The sequence below is a fragment of the Mycobacterium sp. NGS41 genome (genome assembly GCF_059812725.1).
Map to the genome: position 1 here is coordinate 82,550 of NZ_JCALDF010000020.1, position 10,904 is coordinate 93,453.

Annotated in this window: 9 protein-coding genes; all 9 read right to left on the reverse strand. The window is 60.5% G+C overall.

Annotated features, from left to right (window positions below; translation table 11 throughout):
- Positions 1–205 precede the first annotated feature (205 nt).
- Positions 206–1,405, reverse strand: a complete 1,200-nt coding sequence (locus tag AC5Y21_RS18005) for an acyl-CoA dehydrogenase family protein (protein WP_499914246.1) — start codon at positions 1,403–1,405, stop codon at positions 206–208.
- Between the two features lie 167 nt (positions 1,406–1,572).
- Positions 1,573–2,679, reverse strand: a complete 1,107-nt coding sequence (locus AC5Y21_RS18010; RefSeq protein ID WP_499914248.1) for an NDMA-dependent alcohol dehydrogenase — start codon at positions 2,677–2,679, stop codon at positions 1,573–1,575.
- 154 nt (positions 2,680–2,833) lie between these two features.
- The gene (locus tag AC5Y21_RS18015) at positions 2,834–3,244 is read right to left on the reverse strand and encodes an SCP2 sterol-binding domain-containing protein (protein WP_005061088.1); all 411 of its coding nucleotides are present in this window, start codon (positions 3,242–3,244) and stop codon (positions 2,834–2,836) included.
- Between the two features lie 93 nt (positions 3,245–3,337).
- A complete protein-coding gene (locus AC5Y21_RS18020; protein WP_499914251.1) occupies positions 3,338–4,393 on the reverse strand; it encodes a BtrH N-terminal domain-containing protein in 1,056 nt (351 codons plus the stop codon).
- A 46-nt stretch (positions 4,394–4,439) separates the two neighbouring features.
- Positions 4,440–5,585, reverse strand: coding sequence for an acyl-CoA dehydrogenase family protein (locus tag AC5Y21_RS18025; protein ID WP_014805688.1), 1,146 nt, complete (start codon positions 5,583–5,585; stop codon positions 4,440–4,442).
- A 38-nt stretch (positions 5,586–5,623) separates the two neighbouring features.
- The gene (locus AC5Y21_RS18030; RefSeq protein ID WP_499914253.1) at positions 5,624–7,243 is read right to left on the reverse strand and encodes a fatty acid--CoA ligase; all 1,620 of its coding nucleotides are present in this window, start codon (positions 7,241–7,243) and stop codon (positions 5,624–5,626) included.
- A 26-nt stretch (positions 7,244–7,269) separates the two neighbouring features.
- Positions 7,270–7,923, reverse strand: a complete 654-nt coding sequence (locus AC5Y21_RS18035) for a transglutaminase-like domain-containing protein (RefSeq protein ID WP_499914256.1) — start codon at positions 7,921–7,923, stop codon at positions 7,270–7,272.
- The gene (locus tag AC5Y21_RS18040) at positions 7,920–9,377 is read right to left on the reverse strand and encodes a cytochrome P450 (protein WP_499914258.1); all 1,458 of its coding nucleotides are present in this window, start codon (positions 9,375–9,377) and stop codon (positions 7,920–7,922) included. Before AC5Y21_RS18040 ends, AC5Y21_RS18035 begins: the two co-directional genes overlap by 4 nt.
- Positions 9,378–9,466: 89 nt before the next feature.
- Positions 9,467–10,904: flavin-containing monooxygenase (locus tag AC5Y21_RS18045; RefSeq protein ID WP_499914260.1), on the reverse strand; the 1,438-nt coding region annotated here is incomplete at its 5' end.

Genomic DNA, 10,904 nt, shown 5'->3' on the forward strand with positions numbered 1-10,904 from the left:
CCGCCCAACAAATCGGCCAGCGCCACCCCAGGAGCCCAACCACCGGCTCCGGCCTGTGGTGCGAGAAGTCTCTGTAACAGGTATCGCCGGCTCGGCAGGCGCCGAACGCGACCGCCGCTGATGGCGCCTGCCGCCAATCCCTACGGCGAACAGACCGAACTGTCAGGCCGACTTGGTGAGAACTTTCGATACTGGGATCAAGTAACTAGAGTCCGATGCGCTTGGCGATGATCTCGTTCATGATTTCGTTGGTGCCGCCGCCTATTCCGAGAATCCGGCAGTCTCGATAGTGTCTCTCGATCTCAGACTCACGCATGTAGCCCATCCCACCGAAGATCTGGACCGCCTCGTTGACCACGTAGTCGCACGCATACACAGCGGTGTTCTTGGCCATCGACACCTCGGCAACGACATCCTCCCCCGCTAGCCACCTCTGCATGACCGCACGGGTGTAGGTGCACGCCACGTCGACCTGTCGAGCCATCTCCGCAAGCTTATGGCGAATCACCTGGCGCCCCGTCAAGGGTCTACCGAACGTTTCACGCTCCCGCGCCCAACTCTTGGCAAGATCGAGAGCCCGACCCGCCGTCGCGTACGCCTGGACGGCGATGCCGAGCCGTTCAGCCTGAAACTGCTGCATGATCTGCAAAAACCCACTGTTCTCTGCCCCCACCAGGTTCTCAGCCGGTACGCGAACGTCGACGAAAGACAACTCGGCGGTGTCGCTACATCGCCATCCCATCTTGTCCAACCGGCGAGACACTTCGAATCCAGGCGCATTCTTGTCAATCACGAGCAATGAAATTCCACCGTAACCCGGTCCGCCGGTGCGTACCGCCGTAGTAACGAAGTCCGCCCGAACTCCGCTGGTGATGAACGTCTTTGCTCCGTTGACCACGTAGGTGTCGCCGTCGCGCACTGCGCGTGTGCGCAAATTCGCGACATCTGAACCTGCCCCAGGCTCGGTAACGCCCAGCGAGCCGATCATCTTTCCTGCGAGCGTCGGACGGACATATCGTTCAATCAGGGCCTCGGAGCCATTGGCGGCAATGTGGGGAAGGGCAATGCCATGGGTGAACAAGGCGGCGCAGACGCCAGTGGACCCACCTGCGGCCAGGATGGCCTCAGTGACCAGTGCAGCGTCAATCGCATTGCCGCCGCTGCCGCCGACTTCTTCCGGGAACCCAATTCCGAGAAGCCCCACCTCGGCAGCATTGAGGTGCAGGTCGCGCGGAATCTCACCCACCTGCTCCCATTGCGCTAGCTTCGGCGCGATTTCACATTCGACGAAAGACCGCGCCATCTGACTCAGCGCTCGTCGCTCCGGCGTGGTCCACACCTCGAGGGCGACAACGAAACGAGCTGCCTCATCCTCGCTTGCCATGGTCGTGCCGGCGTCCGTCATCTCAGCCTCCGAGAAAATTTGATGGATGATTGATTACAAGATGTCTAATGCTTGCCGTCCTCAGGACGGGAAAGGAGGACGCGACGCGCAGCAGCCTAAGCGGTCCGGCGGCGTGTAATCTGCAGCGGCGCAAGGACATGAACACGAGCAGTGGAGCATGGTTCTCCTCAGAACCGGACGAGCCCTCGAATGTTTTTTCCTGAACGCATATCCTGGTAGCCCTCATTGATTTGGTCGAGGGAGTATTCGCGGGTGACCAACTCGTCGAGCTTTAATAGCCCAGCGGAGTAAAGCTCGACCAGCCGCGGAATGTCGTGTGGCGCATTGGATGAGCCATACAAAGCGCCACGAATCTGCTTCTCGTAAAGCGTCATCTCCAGCAGTGACCCTGAGATCGACGACTCGTCGGGATGCCCGATGGCCGTAACCACGACGCGTCCGCGCTTTCCGACCAAGGCCAGCGCCTCGGCGGTATAAGAGGCCTCAGCCACATCAGTGGTGAGGATGCAGACATCGGCCAGCTTGCCCAGCGTCATATCGCTGACCAGCGACCAAGCTTCATCCATCGAGGCGGCGGTATGCGTCGCGCCGAACCCGCTCGCTTGCTCTCGCTTGAACTTCACCGGATCGACCGCCACAATTGCTAGCGCACCCGCGATTCGCGCACCCTGAATCGCATTCATTCCGATTCCGCCTGCTCCCACTACCACGACGGTGTCCCCGGCGCGCACCTCCCCAGTCCGCACCGCAGATCCGTAGCCGGTCGTGACGCCGCAACCGATCAAGGCTGCCCGATCCAGAGGGATTTCGCCGTCAATCTTGACCACGGATGCCTGCGGCACCACTGTGTACTCGGAAAACGTTCCGAGCAAACACATTTGCCCGACGTCCTCGCCTCGTGCGTGAAAGCGATAGGTGCCGTCGATCTGCGGTCCCATCATCAGCGCCGCTCCCAAATCACAGAGATTGCCCATACCGCGCGCGCAGTACGAACAGCGCCCACACGAGGGAAGGAAGGTCAAGATGACAGAATCACCTTCGGACAGATCCTCAACCCCTTCGCCGCATTCCACGACTGTGCCAGCACCCTCATGGCCCCCTACTACCGGCAATGGGATCGGGAGGTCGCCGGTCACCAGATGTTCGTCGGAATGGCACAAGCCGGTGGCCGCCAGCCGAACGAGGACCTCTCCGGGACCTGGCGGATCCAACTCGACTTCTTCGACCTCCCACTTCTGCTCCAAGCCCCACAAAACAGCGGCACGTGTCTTCATGCTGAAGTCCCTTCTACGCTAGTGACGCTTCTGAAGTAGTTATCCCGACCGCGCACGGTGGTCGCGAGAGAACTGTCCTGAATGATCTCCGGGCACATCGCCCAGGGGCCGCGGCGGTCGCTCGCCCGCACCCGGGTCTGTACCGGACTGACATTCATACATCGAGCAGGTCGTGACGCTTGTCGGCTTCGAGGATTGCCCGATATTCTGGAAAGAGGTTTTTCGCCTGCGGTATGAGCTTGATCAGTTTCGTGACAGGACCTTTCGCCCGTACGGTTCCTTTGGCCATCGCCATCGTCAAGTTCACCTTCCCCAACCAGAACCTGTTACCGGTATCCGCCGACATGAATAACTCGACATTCGGTGTAACGCCACTGTCCGCGCCGGTCTCTATTACCTTCTTCGGCATATCCACGGTTACTACCGCATCCGGATCGGTGTAGTGGATCCGCAACACCACCCCGGACCCGGCGAGTCTGTTCGCAAGGTCTTCGTTCTCCAAACCTCGTCGAAAGATGCCGGCGAGGTAGCGGTAAACCTCTTCCGCATCAGCGAAGACAGCCATCGTGAATCTCCATTCTGTTGACGCATTCCAAGCACTCACAAAGAAATCCGTTAGGTCGCACCCAGGTTGGTTTCCTCCACAGGCAATCAGGACTCACAGTAGTAGACCTGCCTCCCTCAGCGCCTGCGCGAGTCGACGTTCGGCTTGCGGCAACTGCGCAGCGAGGGACGCCGCGCCAGTCGCTCGCGAGCGCGGATCTGCACCGCGTTCGTAAGCGGTGTGCGCAACAGCGGTCCACAACTCAGATGCGGTCTTCGCAGCCTCCGCTGCTCGGAACGCAGGTTCGAAACTCAACTCTTCAGCGATGCGCCGACATCCACGTGCTTGCAGATCTCGGAACAGACCGCCTCCGGTTCCGGCCTTTTCGATGAAGGCGCTCAGCGCAAACAAGGCACCGTCGAGGGTGTCGTCGTCAAATATCTTCGGCCACCGCTTGAGGTCCTCCACAAAGGTCGATACCCCTGGTAGCCCACGCACCTGAATTTCACAATCGGAGTCCTCGGTGATCGGCGCGCTCACATACGAACCCTGCATCGCGTCCGCGGACCTCCGGAAGGCCGACCGGGCAGCATTGCCGAGATCTGGTGCCGCGCAGGGCCACTCGACTACGTAGGTGCTGTGCCGCGTGGGGACGGGAAATCCTGTCGATGCCCGCGCCTTCCGTAGATTCTCGTAAGGCACGGCTTGAGGTGTATCGCGATCGTTATCGACCACGAACGCGAGTTGCTCGTCGTCGTCGTACCCTACGATCACGACATCGTGCCGGCTCATACTCAGACGCGTTCTCAGATAGGGCAATTCGGCGATGTCAGCCCACACCATGACCGGCGTACCGGCATCGATCTGTTCGGTCACCCATTTCCAACCGAGATCGGGGTCGTCTGTCGAACGACACTCGAAGCGCGCGCCCAACCGGGTCAAGTATTCGTCTTCGAGGTCCGCGCTGCGTCCAACGAGGTAGATCGGTGGATGTAGGTGCGCCGAGCGAACATACGAGAAGTCGAGGGCCCCGCCGAGAGCAAACACGATACCTTCGTCCGGGGCGTCATCACCCCAACGGATCCCCGCCCATTCGGTCAGATCCCGAAGAGCCCCCGATCCGCAATGGCCGCCCATGTCGTGGCGATACGGCACCACCATCGATGCCATCAATCCTCCTCCAGGTGACTAACGTGCAGGCGGCAGCTCATCTGACTCATAGGGAACGCGAGATGATTTCCTTCATCACCTCGTTCGTGCCGGCATAGATTTTTTGCACGCGCTGATCCACCCACAATCTCGAGATGGGGTACTCGGTCATGTAGCCATATCCGCCGTGAAGCTGCATGCAGTCATCGAGTACCTTCATCGCTCGCTCAGTGGTCCACCACTTCGCCATGGCGACGGTCTGCACGTCGAGTTGACCCGCAAGGTGCAGGTCGATGCAGTAGTCGAGGAACACTCGTGCGATGCGCGTTTCGGTCGCGGCTTCAGCCAGCGTGAACTTGGTGTTCTGAAAGCCAAAGACAGGCCGACCGAACGCCTCCCGCTCACGCGTGTACTTGAGCGTCTGCTCCAGGGCAAGTTCCATCGCTGCGACAGCCCCCACCGCGACGATGAGTCGCTCTTGTGGCAGTTGCGTCATCAGCTGAATGAAGCCCTGTCCCTCAGCCTGGCCCAGTAGATGCGAGCGCGGAACTCTCACTTCATCGAAGAACAACTCGGAGGTGTCCTGGCCGCGCTGGCCGATTTTGTCGAGAACCTTGCCACGCCGGAATCCCACCCGGTCAGCCTCGACAGCGATCAAAGAGATGCCCGCAGCGCCCTGGCTCGGATCTGTCTTGGCAACAACGATGATGAGGTCGGCCTGTTGGCCGTTGGTGATGAAAGTCTTGGAGCCGGTGATCACGTACTCGTCACCGTCAAGGAGGGCTTTTGTCTTGACGCTCTGGAGATCGGACCCGGTCCCCGGTTCTGTCATGGCTATCGCCCCGATCATTTCACCGGAAGCCATCTTGGGAAGCCACTGCGCGCGCAGCTCTTCAGTCGCGTACTGCAGGATGTAGTGGGCGACGATTCCGCTGTGCAGTCCCGCGCCCCATGAGCTGTCACCGATGCGGGCCTGCTCTTCGAGCACGACCGCTTCGTGCGCGAAAGTGCCACCGCCTCCGCCGTATTCCTCGGGTATTGACATGCAGAGCAGGCCCAGCTCGCCCGCTCGGTTCCACAGTTCTCGGTCGACGTGGTGCTGGTCTGCAAAGCGGTTCGCATGCGGCGCCAATTCGGCCGAGAAGAACTTCGCAGCGAGGTCACGAAGCTCGAGTAATTCGGCATTCATCCAGGGAGAGATTGGTGAGGACATGATTACCTTCCGACTGTTGGAATTCCAGGGTTTCGACGTTATGACGTTTCGATTTCGATGAGGTATTCGCCGGCAGAGTGGCGCGCACGGATGGCCTTTTTGTCGTACTTTCCGACGCTCGTCCTCGGAATATCGGACACGAAGCTCCATCGCTCAGGAATCCACCATTTGGCGACTTTGCCCGCAAGAAACGATCGGAGTTGGTCAACGTCAACATCGGTTCCGGGGTGGACGACGACAAGCGCCAACGGCCTTTCCTGCCATTTATCGTCCGCGACGCCGACTACCGCCGCTTCGTACACGGCAGGGTGGCCGATCAGCGTGTTTTCCAGCTCCACCGAGGAGATCCATTCGCCGCCTGACTTGATGACGTCTTTCGAGCGGTCGGTCAGTGTCAGATAGCCCTCGGCGTCGATCTTGCCCACATCACCGGTACGCAGCCATCCTTCGTCGAACTTCTCCGTATCGTTGTCTCCGAAATAGGACCCGGTGATCCAAGGACCGCGCGCCTGGATTTCCCCAACTGATTGCCCGTCCCACGGCACGTCTTTCCCGTCGTCATCCCGCAACCGGATTTCGACACCGCAGATCGGCCGACCCTGGGATGCGCGCATCTCCCATCGTCGCGTCGCGTCGGCTCTGTGAGCCGGACGTGCAACGGTCGCCAACGGCGAGGTTTCGGTCATACCCCAGGCCTGCACAATGGGCACGTTGTACTTCTCTTCGAATGCCCGCATCAACGAAAGCGGAACAGCAGATCCCCCGCACGCGACCAGCCGTAGCGAAGAAATGTCCCGCTCAGGGTGCGAATCCAGATATCGGTCGACATCGTTCCAGATCGTCGGCACTGCACCGGCCAAGGTCGGTCTGGTGTCTTCGATGATCGACACCAACGGTTCGGCTTGGAGATACCGGTCAGGCAGTACCAGATCCGCACCGGACATCAACGCTGCGTAGATAAGCCCCCACGCATTGGCGTGAAACATTGGGACGATGGCCAGCACACGGTCGGCCTCGCTGACTGACAAAGCGTTAGCTTTGCAGGCGGTCAGGGAGTGAAGGTACGTCGAACGGTGGCTGTAGACGACGCCTTTGGGATCTCCGGTGGTGCCGCTGGTATAACACATGGCCGCGGCGGACAGCTCGTCGAGCCGAGGCCAGTCAAATGATTCTTCCTCGCCGGCAAGCACTTCCTCGTAACGCAGAACGGTCTTCCCGCATCCCTGTAGCGGGGCAAGGTCGCCCTCTCCGGTGACGATGACGGTGTGCACCGACGCCATCCCTGGGAGCGCGCGCGCCAACAACGGGGCAACCGAAGCGTCGACTAGGACGATCTGATCGCTCGCGTGGTTGGCGATGTACGCGAGTTGCTCTGGGGCCAAACGAATGTTGAGCGTGTGCAGGACCGCGCCCATGGAGGGAATCGCACAGTAGGCCTCCAGATGTTCCTGGTTGCTCCACTGGAAGGTGGCAACGCGTTGGTCTGCCGTGATGCCAAGGCTGCGCAGCGCATTGGCAAGGCGAGCCACTCGCGCCAGCACAATGCGGTAAGGCGTTCTCCGATATCCATTTCCGGTCGGAGTGACGACCTCGCTGTCACCGTGTATGGCTGCCGCATGCTGAACGATCGCCGAAACCGACAGGGGAACATTTTGCATTGTGCTTTGCATCGTGTAGTGCCCTTTCAGGCGAAGAGGTCGGGACGGCTATTCGGCTGGTCGATGAATGTGCCGTAATGCGTTCTCAGTGCTCGCAGGATGTCTGCTAGGGGTAGATCGTCGTAGGCTCCCCGGTCGCGCAGATACTCCATGTGCTGGGTGCCGTCAGCGGTGAAACCATGGAGTAGCGCGTCGCTACGGCCGTCGAATTCGATCGGCGAGACACCGAAACGTGCGCACAGCTCGCGATTGAACGCCGGGGTGGCCTTTACCCACGCACCGTTGAGGAACATGAGACTGTAGCCGTGGTAGACGAAAACGTCGGTACCACCCATCCGCTCGCGCAATGTCTTGGTCTGGAGGTGGTTTCGGACGTCGGCGAACCCCAGCCGCGCCGGGATTCCCGCCGCTCGGCACGCTGCAGTCAAGAGCACGGCCTTCGGGACGCAGTAGGCCCGTTCTGCGGTCGCGACGGTGCTGGCGCGATACGCGTGTGGGTTGTCGGTCACCGTGTAGGGGTCGTACCAAATGGAGTCACGGACCGCGGTGAAGATGGCGATGGCCTTCTCGGTGTCGCCGCAGGCACCACGGATCGCCGATGACACAAAGTCACGTACCGAATCTTGTTGCCAGTCAATAAACTCCGTGGGTTCGAGGTAGGGCCTGTGGTCGACGGTCATCGGCGCTTCATCTCCAACGGAAGTCCGTCCACCGGAATGGGCAGGGAGGTGTTGTCCCATCGGACGTGATAGTTCTCCGGAACCGTCCAGGTGAACGAACGCAGCATCCTGTGCAGGATTGCTTTGACCTCGAGCGTCCCGAATTGCATGCCGATGCACTTGTGCGCTCCACCTCCGAACGGAACCCAGGCGAATCGGTGGTGTTGGTCTTCGCGCCGAGGCTCGTCGAAACGTGAGGGATCGAACCGCTCCGGATCACTCCAGATCGTTCGATCGAAGTGATTCACGGCAGGCGTTATGGCGCACAAAGTGTTCGCGGGGATGTGATAGCCGTCGATGGCGACATCTCGAACCGTCTTGCGCATCACCAGCGGAACAGGTGCAAGCAGTCTGAGCGCTTCCTTGATCACGAGGTCGATGACCGTCATCTTCTCCAGGGCATCGATGTCCGGCAACCCGTCACCGATGGCCGCGGCTTCCGCAGCCGCTGCCTCCTGCCACTGCGGATACTTGGCAAGGAAATAGGTGACCGCTGTGGTGGTGATCGTCGAGGTGTCGTGGGCCGCCATCATCAAGAAGATCATGTGATTCACCACATCCTCGTCGGAAAACCGCTCCCCGTCTTCGGTCGTGGCTTGACAGAGAGCAGCGAACAGATCCTCCGTTTCACCCGCTCGCGCGGCCGGCAGATGCCGGAAGAAGTAGTCCTCCAAGACGCGCCGCCCTTGCACACCAGCGCGGAATCTGGTTCCCGGAAGCGGAGCACGCACAAGGGAACTCGCCGCCCGGACCGTAGCGACGAACGCCTTGTTGACAGCATCGCTCTCGTCCTTGCCACGGCCGCCCATGAAGACGTCGGTAGCTATGTCGAGGGTGAGTTCCTTCAACAGTGGGTAGATTCGAACCGACGGGCCCACCGGCCACGCAGGCAGTGCCGAGCGAACGCATGGGGTCACCTGTTCGACGTATCCGGTCAGGCGCGGACGCGTAAACGCCTCCTGCATGATGCGCCGGTGCATCAAGTGCTCGTCGAAGCTCATGAGCATCAAACCGCGATGGAAGAAGGCGTCGATCAGGAAGGACCAGCCATCCTGAGAGAATGCCTTCGCTTCGCTCGTGAATGCCTCTCGAGTGGCGTCAGGGCCGGCGATGACCACCATCTTGGTGCCGAACGCGCCCATCCACGACACCGAACCCAGACGGTCGTAGCGCTCTCGACTGAAATCCGAGCCGAATCGTATGTAGTCGAGCGTGTGACCCACCAAGGGCAGTCCGGCATCCCCCCGCACGGCTTTCAATCCACTGCCCGCGGGTGCCGGTGCCAGTTCACGAATCGGCCAGTGCCGGCTCCATCGACGCCATCTGTCGTCGACGGCGTGGGGCGCGGGGACCATGATCACAGAGGACAACCGCTCCTTCACGTGGTGCGCAGGTGCGAGAAGGTGATTCGTCATGGTTCCTCCTGGACGCTGGGCCGCTCTGACGGCGTCTCCACCAGTCTTTACAAACATGCACTCGATGTCAATATCTGGACATTATTGGGCTAGGGGTTAAGTGCGCGTCTCGCACCCACGGCCGGCTCAGGACCCGGCAGACTCGGTGCAGCGGGGCCTCCGACCTTTAGACGCCCGACCTTTCTCAAGACGTAATCGCCGCTGCGCAGCTTCCGCGTGAGAAGTCGATAAACCAAGGTCGGCCCCGGCCAGTTCGTCGGGATTTCCCCACTCGAGGTTCGATACCAGCTCGCACACAGCGCCCACACCGACCTCCGTAGTCGCCTTCTCAAGCGCGTGTTGTAACGTTGCGCGATCTCTGACTTGACCTCGACCGCATGACCCGGATGAGCAGCCACGACCTTGATGAGCGTTGTGATGTGACGGACTTGTGACTCGATCATGTAGAGGATCGACCCCGAGCCCACATTCGTGTTGGGACCATAAAGCAGGAACAGGTTCGGGAACATGGGGACAGTGATGCCCAGATATGCGTATGCCTGGGTCTTCCACACCTCGGCCAAGGAGACTCCGCGAGAGCCGCGCACGGACATCGGGGCGAGAAAATCGGTGGCGCGAAAACCGGTTCCGTAGATCACGACATCTGCAGGACGAAACTCTCCATCCACGGTCTTGACACCCTTGTCGCAGAGCTCTGCGATAGCCTTCGGCACCAACGACACGCGATCACTCGCGATTGCTGGATAGTAATCATTCGAGAACAGCACTCGCTTGCACCCTGGCGCGTCGGAAGGCGTCAATTGCTCGCGCAAAGATGGGCTGCCAACCTGCCGATGTAGGTGGCGGCGCGCGATCGCACCGAGGACGCGTGAGAGGGGCTTCGCGTCGACTAGCGTCACAGCGAGCAACTCGAAAAGTAGCCATACCGCGAAACGCTCGAGGCGCTGCGCCATCGGCAATAATTCGCTCACCCTGTGGTGAAGGACTCCATACCTGCTGTCCCACTTCGGCAAGATCCACGGAGCCGTGCGCTGATATAGCGTGACATGCTCTGCCTCGCGGGCTATGTGCGGCACGAATTGGATCGCACTTGCTCCTGTGCCGATGACGGCTACTTGCTTGCCGCGAAGCGAAACCGACCGGTCCCAACGCGCCGAGTGAAAGCGCGGCCCCTGAAAGGTGTCTGCGTCGGCGATATCAGGTATGTGGGGTAAGGACAGCTGACCCACGGCCGAGACGACGACATCGCAGCATATCGTCTCGTTCGAGCTCGTGGACAGTGTCCAACGCCCGGACTGTTCGTCGAAGGTCAGGTCGACAACTTCGGTCTGCGTGCGCAGATGTGCGTCCAGTCCGCCACTCTCCACGAGTCGTTGGAGGTACTCAAGTATCTCGGGTTGCTCGGCATACCGCCGTGACCAGCGAGGATTGGGCGTGTACGAGACTGAGTACAACGCTGACGGCACGTCGCAGGCCGCTCCCGGATAGATGTTGTCACGCCACACACCCCCGATGTCTGCAGCCTTT

Coding starts and splice junctions, on each gene's coding strand:
- AC5Y21_RS18005 (WP_499914246.1), bottom strand. CDS start 1,405: ATGACGGACGCCGGCACGACCATGGCAAGCGAGGATGAGGCAGCTCGT.
- AC5Y21_RS18010 (WP_499914248.1), bottom strand. CDS start 2,679: ATGAAGACACGTGCCGCTGTTTTGTGGGGCTTGGAGCAGAAGTGGGAG.
- AC5Y21_RS18015 (WP_005061088.1), bottom strand. CDS start 3,244: ATGGCTGTCTTCGCTGATGCGGAAGAGGTTTACCGCTACCTCGCCGGC.
- AC5Y21_RS18020 (WP_499914251.1), bottom strand. CDS start 4,393: ATGGCATCGATGGTGGTGCCGTATCGCCACGACATGGGCGGCCATTGC.
- AC5Y21_RS18025 (WP_014805688.1), bottom strand. CDS start 5,585: ATGTCCTCACCAATCTCTCCCTGGATGAATGCCGAATTACTCGAGCTT.
- AC5Y21_RS18030 (WP_499914253.1), bottom strand. CDS start 7,243: ATGCAAAATGTTCCCCTGTCGGTTTCGGCGATCGTTCAGCATGCGGCA.
- AC5Y21_RS18035 (WP_499914256.1), bottom strand. CDS start 7,923: ATGACCGTCGACCACAGGCCCTACCTCGAACCCACGGAGTTTATTGAC.
- AC5Y21_RS18040 (WP_499914258.1), bottom strand. CDS start 9,377: ATGACGAATCACCTTCTCGCACCTGCGCACCACGTGAAGGAGCGGTTG.